General features: G+C 47.9%; 23 protein-coding genes. 3 read left to right on the top strand and 20 right to left on the bottom strand.

The genetic code is table 11. From position 1 onward, the window contains the following. Nucleotides 1-4: 4 nt before the first annotated feature. Nucleotides 5-952, bottom strand: a complete 948-nt coding sequence (locus tag MHB49_RS13530) for a DMT family transporter (RefSeq protein ID WP_405156451.1) — start codon at nt 950-952, stop codon at nt 5-7. Between the two features lie 165 nt (nt 953-1,117). Between MHB49_RS13530 and MHB49_RS13525 the strand changes: the two genes are divergently transcribed. Further along, nucleotides 1,118-1,993, top strand: a complete 876-nt coding sequence (locus MHB49_RS13525) for a LysR family transcriptional regulator (protein ID WP_405156450.1) — start codon at nt 1,118-1,120, stop codon at nt 1,991-1,993. Here MHB49_RS13525 and MHB49_RS13520 read toward each other — a convergent pair. The 8 genes from MHB49_RS13520 to MHB49_RS13485 form a co-directional block, all read right to left on the bottom strand. Further along, nucleotides 1,990-2,193 carry a hypothetical protein gene (locus MHB49_RS13520; protein ID WP_405156449.1) on the bottom strand — a complete coding sequence of 68 codons (204 nt, stop codon included), beginning with the start codon at nt 2,191-2,193 and terminating at the stop codon, nt 1,990-1,992. The genes MHB49_RS13525 and MHB49_RS13520 overlap by 4 nt on opposite strands. 49 nt (nt 2,194-2,242) lie before the next feature. Then, complete coding sequence (locus MHB49_RS13515; protein WP_405156448.1) at nt 2,243-2,725, bottom strand: tetratricopeptide repeat protein; 483 nt, start codon at nt 2,723-2,725, stop codon at nt 2,243-2,245. Nucleotides 2,726-2,909: 184 nt separating this feature from the next. Further along, nucleotides 2,910-3,767: a heme o synthase gene (cyoE, locus tag MHB49_RS13510; protein ID WP_247902350.1), complete on the bottom strand. Its 858-nt coding sequence runs from the start codon at nt 3,765-3,767 to the stop codon at nt 2,910-2,912. Between the two features lie 158 nt (nt 3,768-3,925). Further along, nucleotides 3,926-4,492, bottom strand: coding sequence for a hypothetical protein (locus MHB49_RS13505; protein WP_405156447.1), 567 nt, complete (start codon nt 4,490-4,492; stop codon nt 3,926-3,928). Between the two features lie 235 nt (nt 4,493-4,727). After that, entirely contained in the window at nt 4,728-5,081 is a 354-nt protein-coding gene (locus MHB49_RS13500) for a DUF3243 domain-containing protein (RefSeq protein WP_072732493.1), read from the bottom strand. Between the two features lie 122 nt (nt 5,082-5,203). Continuing rightward, a complete protein-coding gene (locus tag MHB49_RS13495; RefSeq protein ID WP_405156446.1) occupies nt 5,204-5,749 on the bottom strand; it encodes an MFS transporter in 546 nt (181 codons plus the stop codon). Then, nucleotides 5,746-6,579, bottom strand: a complete 834-nt coding sequence (locus tag MHB49_RS13490; protein ID WP_405156445.1) for a D-arabinono-1,4-lactone oxidase — start codon at nt 6,577-6,579, stop codon at nt 5,746-5,748. Before MHB49_RS13490 ends, MHB49_RS13495 begins: the two co-directional genes overlap by 4 nt. After that, nucleotides 6,563-7,138, bottom strand: coding sequence for an FAD-dependent oxidoreductase (locus MHB49_RS13485; protein ID WP_405156444.1), 576 nt, complete (start codon nt 7,136-7,138; stop codon nt 6,563-6,565). Before MHB49_RS13485 ends, MHB49_RS13490 begins: the two co-directional genes overlap by 17 nt. A 174-nt stretch (nt 7,139-7,312) precedes the next feature. Between MHB49_RS13485 and MHB49_RS13480 the strand changes: the two genes are divergently transcribed. After that, on the top strand, nt 7,313-7,501 hold the full coding sequence (locus tag MHB49_RS13480) for a hypothetical protein (RefSeq protein ID WP_405156443.1): 189 nt from the start codon (nt 7,313-7,315) through the stop codon (nt 7,499-7,501). A gap of 89 nt (nt 7,502-7,590) precedes the next feature. Here the strand turns inward: MHB49_RS13480 and MHB49_RS13475 are convergent, their stop codons facing one another. The 10 genes from MHB49_RS13475 to MHB49_RS13430 all read right to left on the bottom strand — a co-directional run bounded on the left by MHB49_RS13475 (nt 7,591) and on the right by MHB49_RS13430 (nt 18,944). After that, the gene (locus tag MHB49_RS13475; protein WP_405156442.1) at nt 7,591-8,520 is read right to left on the bottom strand and encodes an NAD(P)/FAD-dependent oxidoreductase; all 930 of its coding nucleotides are present in this window, start codon (nt 8,518-8,520) and stop codon (nt 7,591-7,593) included. A 196-nt stretch (nt 8,521-8,716) separates the two neighbouring features. Then, entirely contained in the window at nt 8,717-10,348 is a 1,632-nt protein-coding gene (locus tag MHB49_RS13470) for an S-layer homology domain-containing protein (RefSeq protein ID WP_405156441.1), read from the bottom strand. Nucleotides 10,349-10,496: 148 nt separating this feature from the next. After that, a complete protein-coding gene (locus MHB49_RS13465; protein WP_247902343.1) occupies nt 10,497-11,099 on the bottom strand; it encodes a nitroreductase family protein in 603 nt (200 codons plus the stop codon). 121 nt (nt 11,100-11,220) lie between these two features. Beyond that, nucleotides 11,221-11,466: a hypothetical protein gene (locus MHB49_RS13460; RefSeq protein ID WP_405156440.1), complete on the bottom strand. Its 246-nt coding sequence runs from the start codon at nt 11,464-11,466 to the stop codon at nt 11,221-11,223. Between the two features lie 290 nt (nt 11,467-11,756). Next, entirely contained in the window at nt 11,757-12,587 is an 831-nt protein-coding gene (locus MHB49_RS13455) for a carbohydrate ABC transporter permease (protein WP_405157125.1), read from the bottom strand. Between the two features lie 77 nt (nt 12,588-12,664). Beyond that, nucleotides 12,665-13,546: a carbohydrate ABC transporter permease gene (locus MHB49_RS13450; RefSeq protein WP_405156439.1), complete on the bottom strand. Its 882-nt coding sequence runs from the start codon at nt 13,544-13,546 to the stop codon at nt 12,665-12,667. Nucleotides 13,547-13,812: 266 nt separating this feature from the next. Then, complete coding sequence (locus tag MHB49_RS13445) at nt 13,813-15,129, bottom strand: ABC transporter substrate-binding protein (protein ID WP_405156438.1); 1,317 nt, start codon at nt 15,127-15,129, stop codon at nt 13,813-13,815. A gap of 168 nt (nt 15,130-15,297) precedes the next feature. Then, a complete protein-coding gene (locus tag MHB49_RS13440) occupies nt 15,298-16,149 on the bottom strand; it encodes a helix-turn-helix domain-containing protein (protein ID WP_405156437.1) in 852 nt (283 codons plus the stop codon). A gap of 22 nt (nt 16,150-16,171) precedes the next feature. Then, nucleotides 16,172-17,992 carry a sensor histidine kinase gene (locus MHB49_RS13435; RefSeq protein ID WP_405156436.1) on the bottom strand — a complete coding sequence of 607 codons (1,821 nt, stop codon included), beginning with the start codon at nt 17,990-17,992 and terminating at the stop codon, nt 16,172-16,174. A 184-nt stretch (nt 17,993-18,176) separates the two neighbouring features. Further along, on the bottom strand, nt 18,177-18,944 hold the full coding sequence (locus tag MHB49_RS13430; protein WP_405156435.1) for a helix-turn-helix domain-containing protein: 768 nt from the start codon (nt 18,942-18,944) through the stop codon (nt 18,177-18,179). Between the two features lie 151 nt (nt 18,945-19,095). On the opposite strand from MHB49_RS13430, the gene MHB49_RS13425 reads away from it, so the two are divergent. Further along, complete coding sequence (locus MHB49_RS13425) at nt 19,096-21,378, top strand: FAD-dependent oxidoreductase (RefSeq protein ID WP_405156434.1); 2,283 nt, start codon at nt 19,096-19,098, stop codon at nt 21,376-21,378. On the opposite strand, the gene MHB49_RS13420 is transcribed toward MHB49_RS13425, so the two are convergent. Then, nucleotides 21,379-22,155 carry an acyl-[acyl-carrier-protein] thioesterase gene (locus MHB49_RS13420; protein ID WP_405156433.1) on the bottom strand — a complete coding sequence of 259 codons (777 nt, stop codon included), beginning with the start codon at nt 22,153-22,155 and terminating at the stop codon, nt 21,379-21,381. Between the last annotated feature and the right edge of the window lie 31 nt (nt 22,156-22,186).

Genomic DNA, 22,186 nt, shown 5'->3' with positions numbered 1-22,186 from the left:
TAAATTACACACCCGATGCTCCCTGATCTCCCAGTTCGGTCTGTAATGCAGCCCGCTTTCTGCGCCAGAATACCGGATAAGGGACTCTGATCTCCGTAATCAGAACACCGATGAGCATCAGTGCTGCTCCCACATACCCTTGCAGGGTAAGAGACTCCCCTTGAAAAGTAAAGGCAAATGCAGCGGCAAACAACGGTTCGAGCGAAAAGATCAGACTTGTTCTCGTCGGTGAAGCATGCCGCTGGGCCAAAGTCTGCAAAATGTAACCAATCCCGCTGCACAGTACTCCCAGACCCACAATGGCTGCCCAAGATTGCGGCGTGTCAGGTAAACGTGGTGTTTCCAACACAAATGTAGCAGCCACTCCCCACAAGGCGGCAACGCCCAGTTGAACCGTTCCCAGGGTTAGGGGATCCTGCTTCGGCGTATACTTGCCAGCGATCATAATATAGATGGCATACATCAGTGCCGCGAGAATGCAAAGGATATCCCCCATATGCAGACTGAGCTCATATTGAAGTGTCAACAATGCCAGCCCGGTTACTGCCACGAGGATACTTATCGTTAACCGCAAATCTGGCATTCTCCGATGCAGTATTGTCGTCAGGATAGGCACAAAGATCACTGCCAAACTGATCAGAAATCCCGCCTGCGAGGCCGTTGTGCGCTGGACTCCATAAGTGATAAATACAAAGGCCGCGAATAACGCTGTTCCCATGATAGCCCCTGCTGCAAGCGTTCTTCGATCTATTCTAAACAGTCGACGATGGAAAAGGACAGCTGCTGCGATAAAGGCAATTCCAAACCGGAAAGCGACCAAATTCAGTTCCTGCATAGACTCCAGTCCGGATTTCATAAACAGATAGGATGATCCCCATATTACCGTTGCGAGCAGCATCTGCAAATCCGCTCTTCTTGATGCCTGACCTTGTGGTGCACGTACTCCATTCATCTTGCTTCTACCTTCATTCTATGTATTGTAATCTATCCAAGGCTCTGTCGAACTAACTCGCCTTGGCAAGTATAAACGATCTTTTTGCATTATAAAAATGAATATTTATAATAGTTAATATGAAATAAACTCATGCTTTAAATGAAGAGAGGAGCGAAATCATTCATGTCATTGGTCAAATACGAAATTTTGAATGCTGTAGTTGAATACGGCAGCCTCACCAAAGCAGCAGAAGCATTGAATATTACCCAATCTGCGGTCAGTCATGCGATCTCCAGTCTGGAGACCGAGTGTGGTTTTTCGCTGCTAAATCGGGGCCGCTCCGGTGTACGGCTTACTGCCGAAGGGGAACGCATTCTGGGCTATACTCGTGAAATTCTGCGCTGGACGGAGCTGATGAACCAGGAAATTTCATTAATTCGCGGCGCCGAGATTGGAACCGTGCGCATTGGCACATTCGCCAGTGTATCCACACAATGGCTGCCTGGTATTCTGAAGCAATTTCGCCTGCGTCATCCCGGAATCGAAATTAAGCTGTGGGAGGGGGATTACGCTGAAATTGAAGGTTGGCTGGCTGGAGGTGCCATCGATCTCGGCTTTCTGTCCCTTGGCGATTCTTCACCTTTTGAGACGATTCCATTACAAAAAGACAGGATGATGTGCATCCTGCCTCTGGAACATCCACTCGCTTCGGAGGGGTCTGTCTCATTTGATGTATTGCTGGAACAGCCCTTTATTTTGCCTAAATGGGGCGGTGATAACGAGATCGAACGATTAATCAGACAGCATTCTGCCAAGCTGAATGTCGTCTATGAAGTTGCCGAGGATCAGGCCATCATGGCGATGGTTCGAAAAGGTCTTGGCATCAGTCTTTTGCCTGAAATGGTTCTGCAACACCATACAAACGAGCTCGCTCTCGTTCCACTCACTGGAGACCCCTATCGTACAATAGGCATAGCCTGCCCGTCTCTCACTAACCTGTCCCCTGCTTCGCGTCGTTTCATCGAAGCGGTACAGGAATGGCTGCCTCTCTCGCTCTAATCGACGTTACTTACAAATTGTATAATGCCAATGACCAGCATGAAAACAAATACAACAGCAATCACGATTGCAAAACCAATCAGGAAGCGTACGCCGGGTGAGCGTCTGTTCACCTGTTGAGCTCCTGCCAGACAATCCAGCTTCTGTTCCAGCCGGTCAAGTCTCTCATGCACCTCTTCAAGTTCGTGGTTCGAATTCATCCACTCATCTCCTTTAGGTTAAGTGTTCAATTGCTCGAATACGTTATGTTTAATCCCATACCCGATCCAGCTGATCAGCATAGAAACGGATGGCTCTGCTGTATTCGGTTATTCCCTTATCATTTGATGTATCGGCCAGTTGTACAAGCAGCCGTCTCATTGCCTCCGTATGCTCGCCCAGATTGTATAGCACCATGGCAAGAAAAACTTCAAATTCCCGGTTCTCCGGGAATTCACTTAACCCCTTTTCAAACCAGACCTTCGCCTGCTCGTATTGCCCCAGAGTCCGATACGTGCTGCCAAGTCCAAGTATGGCACCTGTCCTGTCCTCAACCGGAAGCCCAAGACCTAGAGCCTTCTCATAATGCGGTACTGCTTCCCGCTCCAGTCCAAGTGAATCATGAGCCCAAGCGAGCTGGTACCAAACTTGGGCATTTTCCGGTTCCTGTAATGCCAGTTCCTGCAGCAGCTCTATCGCCTCCTGCATTTTCCCCTCCGTCCTCAAGAGGATAGCCTGCTGTAAATCATTCATCTACTCCACTTCCCATTCTTCCAAAATCATTTTCCATAGTATAATTATAGCAAAAAAGCACCCCTAGAAGTATGGCCGGAACAACCAGTGGTTGTCCAAGCCTATTCTACAGCGTGCTTTTTCGTAAGATGCCAGCTAACTTGGCATCTTCATATTCGAATATTTCTCAAAAGTGATGAGTTGTTCAGGACCAGGTTGTGTTTGCCACCATGACAATGAATACAACCATGAGATAATTGACGGAGATCAGAAAGTTAACTTTGGCCCATTTCTCATTATCCTGAGTTTTCAATCCGCTTAAAGTATGGACAAACCAGATCAGACTACCAATGACGGATACAAGCAGAAACACAAGTCCAACGTAGTTGTAGTAATACAACAGAAATACAGCAGGAAGCAACAAAAACACGTAAGGAATCATCTGCACCTTTGTACGCTTCACACCTTTGACTACCGGCAACAGTGGGAAACCGGCTGCACGATATTCTTCCACTCTGCGAATCCCTAGTGACCAGAAGTGAGGTGGCTGCCACAGGAATAACAGCGCAAACAGCAACCAGGCACCTGCATCAATCTGATTGGTTACCGCGCAATAACCGATTACAGGCGGCATCGCCCCCGCAATTCCACCCAATGATGTACTCCAGGTCGAGCTGCGTTTGAGCCACATCGTGTAGATCACGATATAAGCAAACCATCCAAGCAGTGCCATCCAACCGGATAACGGATTGACCAGGAAGTACAGCAGCGCAAAACCAACCACACCAAGAACAATTCCATACCCCAATACAAACTTGGGTTTAAGATGATTGATGTAATCAATCCGTTTTTTGGTACGCTCCATCTTCTGATCCAACTCACGATCCCAGTAGTTGTTAATGACACAAGCCGAAGCGATGACCAAGGTTGATCCAATCAACACCATGAGCAGAGATATCCACGAGATATCCCATTTTGAAGCGACCCAGAATCCTACCGCTACCGCAAACACATTCAGCCGCAAAAGTCCGGGTTTCGTTAATGCAATCATGTCTTTAAGCATGAGAAGCCTCCTGAACTATGTAAAAACACCATTCCTATAATGATACATGTACATACCATGAATTACAATCTCCTTCATGAATTTGTCATAACCAAAAAGCATCCCTGCCGGTTCAACGGAACCGGAGGAATGCTTAACCGCTGCATTTTAATCTAATGTTATGGAATGTACTGTTGTACAATTTTAGTAACTTTTCCGTCCTGCACAGTGAGGTGATATGGGAATACGGACAGATCAAGAATATTGGTATTGTCATACAAGGATTCGAATTTGCTGAGCGCCACTGATTCATTCCATTGAATGTTGGTACCCGACACTGTACCATCACGATCATACAACTGCATCAATACTTCAGCATTAGCACTTACTTCTACCTTTTCCTGCTCTTTGCTGTCATTAACAATATAATAACCATCAGGAGCACCATCTATACCGGAGTCCGGATTGCGTTGTTCAAAAACTTTATCAGCCTCTGCCCCTTGATACCAGCCAATCTTGTCTACAATCAAGTACAATTTACCGTCCTCATGCTGTATATCCTCCACATACGCTGTAAACATCTCGGAGTTTGCAGCCTGCGCTTCTTTAGCAGAAGCCTGTGCAGAGTCCCTGCTCTCCTCAGCGTTCGCTGGTGTAAGCAAATATGTAGCAAGCACAATCATGCCGAGCAATGCAACAGCCGCACCCAGCATTCGTAATTTCCATTGTTTCGCCGCGTTCTTCATAGGCAGCATCTCTCCTTATTATGAACGTTACCATTCCTTAACCGTAAGGCTTTCTCTTCAAACGCTCATATGAAAATTTAATCTTTCTTTCTACTCTCCCTATCATACTGGGTGTGCACGCTGCAAAAGTATCAGCCAGATGAAAAATAGTTACAATAGATGTCATCAAAAAGAGACCCTGAATGCCTCAGCATCCAGAGTCTCTATTGGCTTAACTTTTAATTTCAGTTCGATTTTAATGATTCGGGGTAGAACCTTGTGCAAGACGCACAAGCATATGAGCCAGCATATGGCGCTCTTCTTCTTTCCCGACATTCCACAGTTCTTGCAGCAACTTCTCTTCACGGTTACGCGGCTCTTCTCGGGCTGCCAAATAATCCGCTACTTTCTCGGCAATTTTGGCCATCTGCTCCTCACCCAGTCCAATCGATTCTCCCATTGCAATACGTTTGCCCAGGTATCCTTTGAATGCATCAAAATTCTGTAAAATCTGTTCCCGTTCCTCCGGCGCAATCTTATCAATCGCATTGTCTACTTTGTCAGTTGAAACTTGACCATCTTTGTGGATCACATGATTTTGTTCATTCATCTGAAAAACCTCCTTGGAATACTCGTTTTTGGAATGTAAGCAAAATGCTTAATCATACCAGGTTATTTATAATATAAACTTCTCACAGGAGATTAATCAGACCATTTCTATCCTTTAGCCATCTACTGTTCAACAGAGATGCTTCGTAATCGCCATACTACCAGAGCTCCCCACATATACAGTATGGCACTCAGATAAAATAATACATCAATCGTCAACCAATCAATCAGTACACCGCCAACAATAACCGCAAATCCTGACGCGGCGGATGTCCAGAAATGATAGTGACCTACAGCTGGGCCTCGTTGCCCAGTCACCGTATAATCGGCGAGCAGCACCCGTTCACTCATTCGCTGCATCGCATTGCATATCCCCATCAACATTTGCAGGAGCAGCACCCAGATATAGGATATGACCCACGGAAATGCAATCATGGCTGCAGCCATCCCCACCGAACTTACAAGGAGCCAATGCTTGGCGTGTCGATCCATCCGCGGAGCAAGCCATTGTGAAGCAGCAGCCGAACTGATTGTAAATACAGCAAAGGCGAGACCATATTTAGAGAAGCTGTTACCCAGATTTTTGAGAAACAAAAGATAATACGGATAAATCATGCCCGAAGCGAGCGTAACGATACTTTGAGATCGAACAAGCCACTTGATATTCATGGACGATTTCCTCCATACTGCTCCATAAAATAGTTCATAAAAAGATGATCGGGATCAAACTTTTCTTTGGCTGCCAAAAACTCATTCTTTCGTGGATAGGCCTGTTCGAATTGCTCTAAAGTTGCATAACCTGCATAAGGCAGATAATAAGTTCCGTTATATCGAAGGACGGCATCTATCAGCTGCTGCATACTTTCCTTGAACTTCCCCTGTTCTGGATCGGACAATGAAGTGTGAAATAAACAGACAAGACCGAACATATCCTGCGTTGCATATGAAAGCACAGCTTCTTCATCATGTTTTACATACCTGACTGTAATATTAAGCAGATCCAATTGCTCCTGGGATACAATCTCACCCATCTCCTGAACAAATGCCGGGAAGGCATCAACCGGAATAAAATATTCCTGCAGCAGATCATTTTCGCCGGGCTGGTGATACTCCATAAAGGCAGACGCAGAAGCCATGGCATTGTTGCGGCTAAACCTCTTGCCATCTTGCGATTCGAAGTAGCGCTGCTGCAGAGGCCAAAACCAGGTCCGCCCCCATTCAAATTCACGGTTCAGGTTGAACAGAAGTTTGCTTGGAAGCACGCCCCTTTCACGTTCATCCAAATGATTATAATCATCCAGTGAACCCGTTGGATCAAAGGCATAATTCAATGCGTACATCTCACGAAAGTAGCCTTCACCGGGCTGAATTGAAATTCGGGCCAGATGCATTCGCATCATCGGGTCTCCCATGACATTCTTTTGAAAATAAGACGGGTAGTCCTTAACCTGCAGCTGCTCAGTTGTGAGGCGATAAACTTCATCATCCGTTAACGTCAACGTAACGTCCAGGATTACACCAAACAGTCCGTACCCCCCGAGTACAAGTGGGAAAAGCTCGGCATTCTCGGTCTTGCCGAATCTGACCATCTGCCGTCAAGAGACGTAACGAATCGACGCTTTGAATCAAGGAACCCTGATGAAGCTCTCGACCGTGTGCATTTACACTGATCGAACCGCCTACGGTGAAAATATTTTGGGACTGCATATTTTTGACCGCCAATCCATACGGATTAATGGCTCGCTGTACGTCAGCCCAGGTTGCCCCAGCCTGAACACGCACCTTTTTGGCATCGACATCAACTTCCAGCACTTTGTTATATGAGGTCATGTCAATGACAATGCCGTCTTTATAATAGGTGTGTCCTCCCTGGCTATGCCGCTGCCCGGCAATGGATATCGTCAGGTTCTGATCCCGGGCATCCTGAAGCAGTTCAACGAGCTGCTGCTCTTCATGACCTTGCACCACACGTTCAACCTTAACCGGGTGAAGACGGCTGTAGTCGGTAATCAGGTACGGATTCTGATCATCGCTATCCGTTCTCCAATATGTCCACACACATAAAATCAGAAGTAACAGGAGCATGCTCGTTTTTTTGAACAGTTGAACTCCTCCTCTCCTACCACATCGCGTTTCAATTTGATTTCATTGGTTAATCGTTTACATATAGATTACAAGGATTGGATATGTTAAGGAACACCTTAAACATACCTGAATAAGGAGGAATTTTCCATGAATGAACATAAAAAAGAACGAAAAAACAAAGATCTGCAGCCTGGTGTAAATGCAATTATTCAACCCGACCCGGACAATCCCGGCCCAACGGATATGATTGAAGAAGCCGTAGGAGAAATCGTGGACAACATCACCCATCCTCATAAAGCCAAAGCGACTAAGACCCGCAATACAAACAGCAAATAAATTCAGACATCCTTATGCAAGCGGTTCACGTGCAACGCAAAAAGTCCTCCAACCTTAGCCATAACGGTCGGGGACTTTTTAATTTGCGTTTAAATCTGCTTCACCTTATTTTCCTTTTTCATCTGCTGCAATGCCTTGTGAATCCAGATCGCGGCAATCGAGCCTTCGCCCATGGCGACTGTAGCCTGTTCCGCGTGCAGGCCCAGATCCCCAGCAATCCATACATTAGGTGCGGCCATCATGCTGCGGGGATTAGCTTCCACGTGTTTATTATCCGCAATAACAGCCCCAAGCTGCTCTGCCAGTTCATAATGCACACGATTGCCTCCAAACGCGATAAATCCGCGCTCTGACTCATATATCTGTCCATCTTCCGTCAATACACCCGTAATATGGCCATCCTCCATCTGCTGCACTTCTTGGACCGCCGCCTCAAGATACCGAACTCCTGCCTCTTTCATGCTGCGATGAAGCTCAGCGGAGATTGGCGACTGCTCATGGTTGATGTACAACAACTCATTGGTACGTTGAATCAGAACCATAGCCATGTTTGCACCGGCTTCGCCTGCACCCAGCAATATCGTACGCTGATCCTGAATCTCATATCCATCGCAATCCGGGCACACATATACGGTTCGTCCCAACGTAGGCCTTAATCCCGGAATAGCGGGTATCCTGTCCGTTAGTCCAGTTGCCAGTAAGACTGTTTTTGCCATATATTCAGAGCCGGAAGAGCCGAACAATTGAATCTGTTCTCCCCGGCGTCCTGCCTTTATGATACGGTCTTTCTCAAAAGATACTCCCGTCCCTTCTGCCTGCATTCTTCCTTTGGAGCGCAGCTCTTCACCGGATACTCCATCCGGAAAACCAAGAATATTATGATAGGTTCGGCATAACGTTGATCTGCCTTCTCCTGCGTCCACTACCAACACCCGATGGCAAGAGTAACGCCCCAACTGAATGGCTGCCTGAAGTCCTGCGAGACCTCCACCTACGATGATGCAATCATACTCTCGCATGCTCCATCTCCCTCCTATGCTTCTATCTCTTATATGTTATTGGACAGTTCACTATCCTTCTATCCATTTACACCGTTCAACCAAAATCAAACGTGATCCGTTAAACTTAGCTTTTACCAAAATAAAACAACCCAAACCATCCGTCTGAATAACGGTGCGTTTGGGTCGATTTTAGGAAGAATTATAATTCCGAAATTCAGAAAATATATGATTCAAATCGTGAAGCATTCGAAATGGCGTTCCATACATCTGCCGTCTCTCCACCCATATACCAGTAGGCCAATCCGGCAATATTACGTTCTCCGCTCATCATTACTTTCGCGGATAATGAACGACTGTCCTCTGCCCATATATATCTCGGTGTCCCATTACTGTTGTAGCCGATGACGTATTGGACCAAAGATGCATCCCACCTTCTCACAGAGCCTGAAGCTCGTGCACGTGTTCCCTGCTCTGCCAAGGTAATGTCCCATGAACTGGCTGCCGGATTAACCGAAGACCAATCCCGTGTATATAAAGGCAGGGCCAGAATTGTTTTGCTGCGAACCACCTCAGCGAGCATCGTATCCAGAGCCTTTTTAACCCAGGGAAGAGAGGCCACAGACCCTGCTTGTGGATCACCGTTCCAATGTTCTTCATAGCCCATCAGAACCATGTAATCCGATACAGCGCCCAATTGGGCATAATCAAATGCATCGGTCCAGTCTGTCCCCAGATCGGGTGATACATCCACGGATACAACAGCGCCAAGTGCGTGCAAAGCCGTTGTCAGCGAAGTAATAAATGCGGTCATTCCTTCACGATCAGCTGGCAGTACGTTTTCAAAATCGACGTTAATGCCATCCAGTTTATAGGTTTTCACAAAAGATGTGACCTGTGAGATTACGGCTGCCCGGTTGGCTGAACTCGACAACATCTGGTGGGTAAGGTCCGGGTTCGAACGATTGCCAAGCAACGGCCATACCTGTCTGTCTGTCGCAGATGCCCATGATAATAGCGACGTGTCCGTGAGATCTGTGACTTTCATGCTGCTATTCAGGAAGAACCAACGGGGAACCAGTGTGTTCGCTTCCGATTGTTCGATCTGTTTCTTGAACTCCGCAGTAGAGGCGTTATATTGCCATCCCAGCTGAATACCGAGTTGATCCTCGTTTCTCAGCTGGTCTGACCAGGTTTTCTTTTGCAAAATGGCATCCAGCATAACTGCCGCCTCTTCTCTTGTCACCTGGTCATGCGGCCGAAACTTGCCGTCACTGCCGCGCATCAGACCCAGCTGATATACAGTCTGCACATACGGACGTGCCCAGTCGGATATATCAGCTGCATCGTCATATGTAGATGACAGGAGATTCGTTGATCTGGAGGATTGTTTCAGCATCCTCACCAGCAGTGCAGCTGCTTCTTCCCGAGTAATGGAGGCGTTTGGCTGGAACACACCCTGACTCTTGCCCTCAAGGATGGAAAGATTCGTCATCGCTGCGACGTTGCCGTAATACCATGCGTTCATACTGACATCGTTATAGGGATTAATATTGTTTTTTACAGGCTTCAAACCTAGCAGTCTCACCGCAAATGTTGCAAATTCAGCACGAGTGACTGCCTTTTTGGGTTCAAACGTATTCGCGGAGGTTCCGGCAGCAATTCCTGACTTGACCAGATGTGCAATGGAATCTTTGGCATAGCTGGAGGTTGTATCCTGGAATACCTGCTGAGCCGCTGCTGCCTGAGCTGTGGATTCACCAATGGAAATTGATCCTATGGCTAGTACACCGCACAAAACAGCATTCCATAGCTTGTGCCGGGTACGTTTGTCTATTCTATTCTTCACATCAAAAAGCCTCGCTTCATTGGAGTACGATCTACATCATCGTATCAAATTGAAGCGAGGCCGTATGTGGTTAAATATTGGGAAATTCGCTGAAGCGATGCACCTCAATCTTTTCAATTAAGCTCGGCGTTCGATTCAGGCAACAGTCTTACTTGTGTACTTTTACACGTTGTTCAATTGGTTGGAATTCTTTCTCGCCTGGTGTAGCTGTTGGTTTGCCGAATGGCATCTGAGCGATCAGTCTCCAGTTCTCCGGAATGTTCCATTCCGATTTGACCTTCTCATCAATCAACGGGTTATAGTGCTGCAGGGAAGCGCCCAAACCTTCTTGCTCCAATGCAGTCCAGATTACCAGTTGCAACATACCGTTAGACTGGTTCGCCCAGATCGGGAAGTTATCCGCATAAGCTGCAAAATTTTGTTGAAGCTGTGCGATCACATTGTTGTCTTCGAAGAAAAGTACTGTGCCGTATCCGCTGCGGAATCCAGCCATTTTCTCAGCTGTAGATTTGAAAGCTTCTTCATTGCCAACCACTTCACGCAAAATTTCTTCCGTGTGATTCCACAGTTTGTCGTGTTGTTCACCGAGCAATACTACGGCACGAGATGTTTGTGAGTTGAATGAAGTCGGGGTGTATTTCACCGCTTCTTCCACGATTTCCTGGATTTTAGCATCCGAGATCGTAGATTCCTTGCTGATTCCATAATAAGATCTTCTGTTTTTCAACGCTTCAAAGAAAGATGTAGACATTAAACATTCGCCTCCCAAAATGGTCATTTTTCTCATTGTTAACACAGTAACTATAATATAGTAACATACATTAGTCAACAAACTATTTTATTTTCACCAAATGTACATTCTTGTTTATTAATCACTTCGATTCGCGATAATCAGCGCGGTATTTCTCCTCCGTAGACGAATTGCTCTTGGTCTGATCATTGTTCTTCTCTTCCTGCTTCTCCATATTCAGATCTTCCATCGGAATGGGGTCTACAGTTTGTTCTTCTTCATGACGGTCAAGCAAACTTTCCTTCTCCGTTGGATACTGATCTGGATTGTCATGGAAACGTTGCGGATGGGTATCGTTGTTATTTTGATCCGGTGTGCGCTCTTTCATTCATGATCGCCTCCTCTGATTTCATTACCCTTTCTTTACCTGTTCTGCATATCTTCTAAACACAGTCATGTCGATTAACTTCACAAAAAAGAACAAAAAACCAACCAGACAAGCTGGTCGGCTCTACGAAGTCTTCTATGACTGGCGATGCAATTCGCTACGGTATAGATCAGGCGAACATCCACGTTGTTTGAAGATCCGGCAAAAATGCAAAAGGCGTTTGAAACCGGACAAATGGAATCCATCTGAATTTCCCGGGTGCAAAAGGGTTATATTATTGGACCACAGCTTCAGCCCTTCACGGCGCTTCCGGCCACTCCCTGAATGATATAATGCTGTCCCACCAGGAAAACGATAATCATCGGGATAATACCTGCCGTGGCAGCGGCCATCATGCCGTTGTAGTCGACATTGTTCTCCAGAATAAAATTCTGCAGTCCAAGCGGCACGGTGTACAGGTCTTTGTCAATCAGGAACACAAGCGCATTCTCATAGTCATTCCAATGCCAAGAGAAATCAATAATCGCCAGGGTAGCAAGCGCAGGCTTCGCCAAGGGTAGAACAAGCCTGAAGAATATGCGCAGGTGACCGGCACCGTCGATGAACGCCGCTTCCGAAATCTCCGAAGGCACCGACAGGAAGAACTGCCGCAGCATAAACACCCCAAAAATCGTGAACATTCCGGGCAAAATCAAAGCCCAATGTGTATTATATATGCCTACCCATTCAAACATCAGAAACTTGGGCACAAAGAGCACCTGCGGCGGCACCATCATCATCGAGAGATAAATCAGGAACAGCGTCTCCCGACCTTTGAATTGAATTCGTGCGAAGCCATAGGCTGCAAACGCCGAAAGAAATACAGCTCCAATCGTGCTGATTAGCGATATTTTCAACGAGTTCAGATAATACGTCGCAAAGGTATCCGCCCCGCTCCAGACCTTGATATGATGCTCCCAGTTCAGGCTGGAGGGTATCCACTGGATGGGATAGGTGAAGACGTCCGCAGGAGATTTGAACGACGTGCTGATCATCCAGATAAACGGCATAATCATCAGTAAAGCAAAACCGGACATCAGAAGTGTCAATATGATTCTTCGAATCTGGGTCAAGGACTCCATACGGACTTTAGGTGAATGCGGAGCTGTGGGCTTCGCGCTCGTGGCATTACGTTTCTCCATAACGATCCCTTCCCTCCTTAATAGTGAACCCAACGTTTCTGACCAATCCACTGCAATACGGTGAAGATCATGATGATGGCAAAGAGCGCCCAACTAATGGCAGCAGCATACCCCATCTCGTAATACCGGAAGGCATTCTGGTAGATAAAGAGCGAGAGCACGGTTGTACTGTTCCCTGGCCCACCCTGGGTAATCGCCTGAATGATACCAAAGTTCTTGATGGTCATAATCAGCCCGGTAATCAGCAGCAAAAACGTAGTTGGGCTCACAAGCGGCCAAATCACATGGCGTATCGTCTGCCAGGGGCGAGCTCCATCAATCCGTGCAGCCTCAACCAATTCCTCCGGGATTTCCTGCAAAGCTGCCAGATATATAATCATGTTGTAACCCAGCATGAACCAGATCCAGATGATATCAATCGCGTACATGGACCATTCAGTAGTCGATAACCAACCCGGGGGATTCGCAATACCGATTCCGCGCAAGAAACCGTTAATCGGCCCCGACGTCGGCTGGAACAGCAGCATCCAGACAAAGGCGATGGCAACACCGCTGGTGATATAGGGCATAAAATAGAGGGCACGCAATGTTTTTTGCCAGTAAAACGACTTGTTTAGCGCCACAGCCACAATAAATGCCAAACCCATCGATACCGGAACCGCTAACAGAAATACAAATGTATTTCGCAGCGCCACTCCAAACAGATCATCATTCATCATTCGGCGAATGTTATCCAACCCGACGAAATGCGTCTCCGGGCTCATGAATTTGTAATCGGTGAACATGAGATAGAACGAATAGACAGCCGGTATAATAAAAAACAACAGCACGCCAATCATATTGGGCCCAATAAACAAATACCCGAGCCTGCTCTGCCGTTTCATCCAGGATTTATGCATATGCTCCCCCACTCCTTAACATCTGTTCTGGATTCAAGCATAACAAGATGTCCTCTAACATTTAAGGAACATAACCCTGTACCTGGTATCACAGATATATGTATTTCAGCAGTGCCTTTCGAGATGAAAATAACATGGAATTGTTCTATTTCCTTTAACCTGGAAAGCCTAGCTTATGTCACACTTCTATTGCTCTATTCGTCTATTGCTTATATAGAAAAAACCGCCCCAATAGGGACGGCTTTTTGACTCATTGCTTTTGCATTCTATTGGTTCTGCTTCAGCCAGTCATTATGGCGTTTGACCATGTTCTGTACCGTAACTTCGGCAGTCTGGTTACCAAGGAAGAACTTTTCATATTCCTGTGCACGCAGATCGACCACCTCTTGCGCAATGCTGCGGACAAATGTAGGTGTCTTGTCACCGTACAACACAAATTCCAGTGACTCTTTGTCATACGAATCGGCATAATCACCGAGCAGATGATCAATGGCCGTCTGTTGATCAACCGCATTCGAGGACGGCAGACGTCCACCGGCAGCCATCGGCATCATCCCTCCATCGGCGTACCATTTCAGGAACTCCCATGCGGCTTCTTTATTTTTCGACTTGGAATTGATCGCGATAAAGTCACCAAGTCCTCCGCTCTTCACCATATCTGCTTCCTGTGCAACCAGTCTCGGAACAGGAGCAAAGGCGATTTTCCAATCCCGTGGGAACTCGGTCATGTTATTCGATGTGCGAATCAGCCATTCCCCAATGTTAATCATGGCGGACTCACCACCAAGGAACATGTTCTCCACCGGCATTTTGGAAGTGAGCTGTTCGCCGAGTGGAGGCGTGGTTGCATCCTCCTTCATCATTCCATTCAACGTCTCCAGCCATTTGGTGACGAGCGGATCATCAAGGTTGGAAGTGCCGTCTGCCTTAACATAGCCGTTCTTCACCAGAACGGAATCGAGCGGGTCTACATAGGAAGCTGTATGCTGCACCAATCCGTACTTGAACCCAGCGGACTTCAGCTTGAGCGCATATTCACGGGCTTCATCCCAAGTCCAGGCTGTGGGTACGCTCAGTCCCACTTGATCAAGCGCTTTCATATTTAAGGCGAAGAAGGCAGCATTTTTCTTGGTCGGCATACCGTAATATTTGCCGTCTACTTTCCACGAAGCCGCGTCTTCACCCATTTTCTCATCAATGTTGTAGTCGGTGAACTCGCCCAAGTCCAGTGCTGTCCCGCCCTTGATGCGTTTATCGAGATTCGTGAGGGTATAGTTGACATACAGGTCAACGTTTTGCCCGGTGGACAGCGCCGTATCCAGTTTAAGGTTGCCATCATCATCATTCACAAACCGCACATACTCCACCTGAATATCAGGATGCTCCGCATTCCAGGTATCCACAACTTCCTGCGGACCATTCTCGGGCGGCACCGCGCCCCACATGGTCAGCTTCACCTTTCCTGCGGCAGATCCACCTCCGTTATCTGCACCGTTCGTCTCATTTTTACCTACGCAGCCTGCAAGCAAGCCCAACATCAGCACGCCTACGATCAATCCGGTTAATCCTCTTTTCGTTCTCATCTGGTCACATGACCTCCCTGAATTGAAGTGTACCTTCCGTTACATCGTAGCAGGGACCTTGCTGGGTTCATAAGATACATATCCATGATTCGAATTGAACAAAAATACGGATTTACCCTTCCTTGTCTAAGCACTCGGTACACATATTCCTTCTACTCATCCTGTGACTCACGAGCGGTGGCGGTACTGGCTGGGCGTGCAACCGGTCCAACGCTTGAATATTTTAATGAAATAATTATCGCTTCCGAATCCCACCCGGTAACCTATCTCCTGTACGGAAAGATCCGTTTCACGCAAGTATTCAGCGGCTTTCTCCATCCGTACCCCATGCAAGTAGTGAATCAAGGTATGCCCGGTTTTCTTTTTGAACAAAGCACTCACGTAATTCTCTCCCATCATCACATATCGTGACATGGATTTGACGGTAATGTCCTGATCGTAATGCTGCCCGATATACTCAATTATTTTGCTAATCTCCGGATGCTTCACAACCGGCTCACGAACAGGTGTAAATGGAAGATCGATTTCAGACGGCGGCGCGGAAGAGACCGTAAAAGATGTAGGCGAAGCAGGCGTTGATGTGAGAATTGGTGCGGGAGGCGACACTTCATGATCATATGTCTCTGTCTGGGCTTCAGCCGAAGCTCCCAGTTCCGCACTTACTTTACGTAGTGTATCACGCAATGAATTCACACTCATGGACAGCTTCAGAATATAATTCGAAGCCCCATATTCCATCGCACGGCGTACATATTCGAACTCCCCCATACAGGTGAGCATAACAAACTTGGTTTTCAACCCGACCTGGCGCGTCTGCTTGAGTAATTCAAGACCATCCATACCCGGCATGACAATATCAGTCAGCACCAGATCCGGTGTATCCCGTATGATCATCGCCAGTGCTTCGGTCCCATTACCGGATTCTCCGATGACCGTGAAGCCCAGCTCTTCCCAGGAAATGATCTCTCGCACCGACTCTCGTACAAATACCTCATCCTCTACAAGTAATACTTTCCACATGCCGGATTCCCCTCTCAGTCCGCTAGTCTGGTCGCTTCTGTACATAAGGCGTCGACAATAAAAAAGGAATGCTGAACTTCACTAGTGTCCCAGGCTCGGTATCGATCACTACAAGTTTACTTTGGCCTTTGAACAATAACCGCAATCGTTCCCTAAGGTTGGACAGGCCGATCCCCGGACGCGTCCGGGTTACCTGCAAACGCCGGGATTCCTCCATTCCGATTCCATTGTCTGCCACCTCCAGCATCAGTGTTCCTGTGTCTTGCCTATAAATTCTGATACGGATCAGACCTAGCTGCTCCAGTGGCCCGACACCGTGGTGAATTGCATTCTCCACCAGTGGCTGCAAGCTAAGCTTGGGTACTAGCGCATATTCCAGCTTATCGTCAAATTCACAAGTCACTTCAAAACTATCGCGGTAACGAATCCGCTGGATATGTAGATAGGCTTGAACCAACTCGATCTCATCCTTCAGGTATACCAATTCGACCTGTGAATTCAGGCTGACCTCCAGTAATTTGCCCAAGGAAACGCACATCTCGGAGATCTCCTCATTCCCGCTGCGTATCGCACTCCATTTCATTGTATTCAACGTGTTCAGGAGAAAGTGCGGATTCATCTGGGCCAGAAGCATATGAAAATGTACCGCTTCCTTCTGGCGTTCCTCCGCCTTGAGTCTATTGATCATCTGATTAGCATCATCCAGCATCGTATTGAACGTGCGGGTCAGTTCCAGTACTTCCCCACGGCTGCGTCCTTCGGGAATACGAATCTTGAGGTTTTTGCGGACAACCTCCTTCATCTTGTTCTGTAAGTGCGACAAGGGGCGCGTGAACGTCGCCGAAATCATAAAAGCCATCACTACAAATGCTCCTGTGAAAGCAAAAAAAGTCAGAAAGTAACGCTGTTTAAGCTCGGATATCTCAGTAAACAGGATGGAAAGTGGAATGCGATTCACCATATACCAGTCCAGTGATTCGATGTACACGTAGTTAATCAGTGTATCCGAGGCAGGATCAGTCAGATAAGCCTGTGACGGATGAAGAGCTATTTCACGCGTAACCTCGGGGGAAAGCATAGCTGTTTTGGATGAACGGGCGATAGTCTCTCCACTCCCTGTAATAAGGTAATACTCCTGGTTACCCTGTGAATCCTTCAGCATGGTTTGAAACCAGTAGGAATAATCGATGCTAATTCGTGCCAGTCCGTATCGCTTGCCGCCGCTATCTTTCATGTAAGCATACAGCGACAGCAGATACGGACTGGAGGATAACTCTCTGAGCAAAGGGTTGGCATCCCGTGCATCCCAGCGATAGAAGAGTTCTTCCGGTTGAAGCGGTTGTGAATTCACACCGCCTTTAGGAATGGTTATTTCCCCCAGACGCTCACGAAATTGTTCCAGATAGGGGCCGTACGCCAGTGCTTTTTTGGGCAAATACGAAGTGTAAACGCTATCATAAAAATCCAGTAAGGTAAAGTACACGGAAGGATTATATAGGAAGAAACTATTGTTGATCATCTTGAATTTTTCTTCAACCAGTGACTTGTTCTCCAGCGGCGTACGACTGTCCGGGGAAGTTAGCACACTTCTTACCGCAGAATCCTGTTCCAGAAAAATGAGCGTTTTGAAAGCAATGCTCATCTGATCCTCCAGAGAGCGGTACATCTGCACCAGCTGCTCATGACTCTGCTCACTGATTTTCTGCTCGACTAGCGATTCAATCTGCTGATAATTGTAGACATTCAATGCACTGAACGGCAAGAGAATCAACACCACAAACGCGCCGAACAGGCGGTACCTGAGCCGCTGTGGCAACCAACTCTTCCAGTGTGGCTTCTTCATTCCTTTGTGCTCGCTCCCCTACAATTAATGACACCATTATAGCACCTGCCTGCCATTTACAGCCGCAGTTGATTGATTTGCATGGATTTGTGATATTCGTTGCCTGCATCCATGTGAAATGCACAGATATGTTCTATTGGTGTTAAAAAACTTGAATGATGGATGGATCGATGGGACCCTTACCTTACACTTGATGCCGTCTCCGATATTCCGAGGGGCTTATTCCTATGGTAGACGAAAATACACGGCTCAGATAAAATCCGTTCTCATATCCACATCTCTCGGCGATCTGCGTAAGGGTCAGACGGCTATCTGCCAGCAAGGCTTTTGCCTTTTTGAGACGAATCGCTTTCAAATAATCGGATGGTGTCTCTTGAAAGGCCTCCCTGAACCTTCGGGTAAGCTGGACCGGACTTAACGCCAGATGTTCGGCCAACATTCGAAGACTCACTGCCTCTCCAGCCCACTCCTCCAACAACACTGCCGCTTCAGCCATCAGAGCATCCTCCGTGAACTTCGTTTCCATTAGTCTGCTCTGTCTGCGCTCCCATTGGTACAGCCGCCACAAATCCATCATCAGATGGGTTTTCCACCCTGTTGTAGCCTCATCGTTGTCCTCGCTCGCCAGACGCAGATAGGCATATGTAGAAGCAAGACGCTTCGTATCATTAATGAGGGATTTTCCGATTGTCGGCAGGAGGTTCTCAGCATCTGTAGAGTCACAACGGAACAGCATATAGTGGAACGTCAGCGGGGTTACCGTCTCTCTGCGAAAAGGAACATGGGGTGGGCACAACACCAGATCAGCAAAACCCGCCTCTCCGGTCTGTCCATCAATCTCGTAACGAAAAAGGCCCTCTTCCACGGCAAAGACGACCCAAGCGTCGTAGATATCTTCTGCCAGAGCAAATTCAGCTTTCTTCTTCCAGTAGATGTGATTAAGAAGCTCCATGACACACCTGCCTTTGTTATGAAATAAAGTATATGCTCGATGATAATATAGTGTATTTGAAAAGTAAATATATAGAACTAATATGAAATTATAGATATGAAATATGAAATCTAAGCTTAGGCTCATCCATATTCATGAGAGAGGTGTTTGTATGAAGCATGAACTCGTTAAACCGGATATCACCGTCATCGGGGGCGGGCTTGCTGGCGTATGTGCTGCCATATCTGCTGCCCGGCTGGGCCAACAAGTCGCTCTGGTGCAGAATCGTCCTGTACTTGGCGGTAATTCCAGCAGCGAAGTACGCGTATGGGTCTGTGGCGCTACCGCCCACGGGATTAACCGCTATGCCCGCGAGACTGGCATCATGGGAGAACTTTTTGTGGAGAATCAGTATCGTAATCCGGAGGGTAATCCCTATCTCTGGGACTTAATCATTCTCGAAGCCGTTCGAGCAGAATCCAACATTCGACTGTACCTGAATACCGATGTACATGAAGTAGAAGCCACAGGGGATGGAGAGGAGCGCATGATCACCTCTGTTACCGGGTGGATGATGGGTTCTGAGCGCAAAATCCGATTTGAGAGTCAGATCTATCTGGACTGTACGGGGGATGGATTGGTGGGCTTCCTGGCTGGAGCCAAGTTCGCACTGGGCCGGGAAGCCCGCAGCGAATATGGTGAAGAATGGGCACCGGAGGTGGCCGATCAGATCACGCTCGGCAGCACACTTCTCTTCTATACCAAGGATACCGGCGCACCTGTCCGTTATATCCCCCCTTCTTTTGCCAAGGATATCACGCAGACCAGCATTCCGATTCGCCGAGTCATTCGCAGCGGGGATTCCGGTTGTCATTATTGGTGGATTGAATGGGGCGGTGAACATGACACTGTGCACGACAATGAGCTAATCCGTGATGAGCTGTGGTCCGTAATCTACGGGATCTGGGACTATATCAAGAACTCCGGCAAATTTGATGCAGAGCATATGACGCTGGAGTGGATCGGTTCTCTGCCTGGCAAAAGGGAGTACCGCCGCTTCACGGGTGACTATGTACTCACCCAGAACGATATTATCAGCCAGCGGGAGTTTCCGGATGCCGTTGCCTTTGGCGGCTGGTCCATTGACCTGCATCCCCCGCAGGGCATGTACGCCGAAGCGAGCGGTTCGAAGCATATGCATGCCGACGGCGTATATCACGTGCCGTTCCGCTCGTTATATTCCGCCAATGTGCGGAATATGCTCATGGCCGGACGCGACATCAGCGCATCGCATGTCGCCTTCGGCACGACCCGCGTCATGGCAACATGCGCGGTCATCGGCGAAGCCGCGGGTACGGGCGCGGCGCTCTGCGCGGCCATGGGGATTTCGCCGCGCGAGCTGTACGCGAGGCATCTTGCGTTGCTGCAGCAGACGTTGCTGCGGCAAGACGCATCCATCATCGGGGTGCGCAGCAACGATGAGCGGGACCTAGCCCGGCGCGCCAAGGCTACAGCCTCCAGCACGCTGACGGGCATCGCTCTTGAGCAGCCTGGCGAGACGTACCCGCTGGGTACCGATGCCGCCCTGCTGTTGCCTGTGCATCCAATGCTTAGCGGCCTGGAGCTGCTGCTGGATGCATCCAGCGATACCGCGCTGACGGTAGAGCTGTGGGATACGGGGCGTAAGGAGAATTACGTCCCGCATACGTTACAAGTTACGGTGACTGTTAACGTTACAACAGGGGTGAAGCAGTGGGTGAAGCTTCCGATCGAATGGCGACCAGAAGAACCGCAAAATGCTTTTATAATCATCCTGGCGAATGAAGCCGTCACCCTCTACCATTCCACGGAAGCACACAGCGGCGTACTGATCTTCTTCAGAACAAAAGAGAACCATGTGTCCAAAAATCTGGAGGATCACGCCACAGATCAGCCTGTCGTCTTGTGGTCCATGCAGGGGTTGGCGCGTCAGCCATTCTGCTGTCGTACTCTTTCCGTTAGCGATGCTTACTCGGCGGATCAAACGATCAACGGTTATCATCGCCCTTACGGCGGGCCGCAGCAGTGGATGTCCCAACCGATGCAGTCTGGCAAGCCGGAATGGGTGCAACTGACATGGGAAGAGTCACAAACCTTGTCTGAACTGCACTTAACGTTCAATGATGATGTGAATGAGGATCTGGTTAATTTGCACCACCATCATACGACATTCCGCGTCATGCCTGAACTTGTGCGCAATTATCGAGTTGAGATACTCGCTCAGTCTGGCGAGTGGATCGAGATTATAAACGTAACGGAAAACCGCAGAAGAAAAGTCATTCATTCCTTAGATACACCTGTGTATGCACAGGCGCTTAAGGTAAACATCGATGCCACCAATGGCAGCAGGTACGCAGAGTTGATTGAGATTCGGGCGTATGGGGAGCCAACAATCTCCGAATTTAAATTTAGGTAGTTAATTTAATTCCTCAACGGGCGGAGTAGCGAAATCCCCAAGACTCAATTTGGCTTCAAAAACAATACTCTCATTCTCTTCAGCCAATCTTCCTCGGACCCATACAGCTCCGTCCGTAACAACTGAGCGCTCGACGATCATCTGCTCCTGCATACGAATCTCCCGATGATATGATATTTGCAGACGGTTCATACCTGCGGCCAGTTCATTTAGTGTTAATGCATCACAACATACGTCAGCATACCGGGCATTGTTCATATGCCCGTTACTGTCTGTGCTGCTATATTGTACAGTCAGACGATATGCTTCCTGCATGCTGAGTTCAGAGGGAACCGTCACTTTGGCAGGAGATTCTCCCAAAGATAAATCGGGATGCGATTTCACTTCAAAAGGTAAAGCTGATGGTCTAACGACTCTGCGCCTCTTAAGATCAACCAAGGCCCAAGCCGTGCGAGCCTCAGCCAGATGTGTTCCCTCTCGATCTGTGAGGATATAGTCCCTTAACCAGGTCACCCCTTTATTTTCTTTATGCCACGTCTGCAAGGAGACTTCTTCTTCCAATCGGGATGGGCGCAAAATCGTTACATCTGTCGTTAAAAGCATCCAGCCCAGTCCCTGATCCAGCATCTGCGATACGGTAACACCCATGCCTGCCAAATCACGGTCTGCTGCCAACTGCATATATTCCAGCAAGGCAGATGGACGACATTGTGATCTGTAATCGGCATCGGCTGATCCAATTCGGTAATCAAGCTTGAATGGTTGCTCAGATTTCATTGATTAAACTTCCTCCTCTGGCTGTGTAGCG

It is taken from the genome of Paenibacillus sp. FSL K6-0108, from assembly GCF_045040695.1.
Taxonomy (GTDB): domain Bacteria; phylum Bacillota; class Bacilli; order Paenibacillales; family Paenibacillaceae; genus Paenibacillus; species Paenibacillus pabuli_B.
Note: the sequence above shows the minus strand (reverse complement) of the source record. Positions and strands in the feature narration are given on the sequence as shown.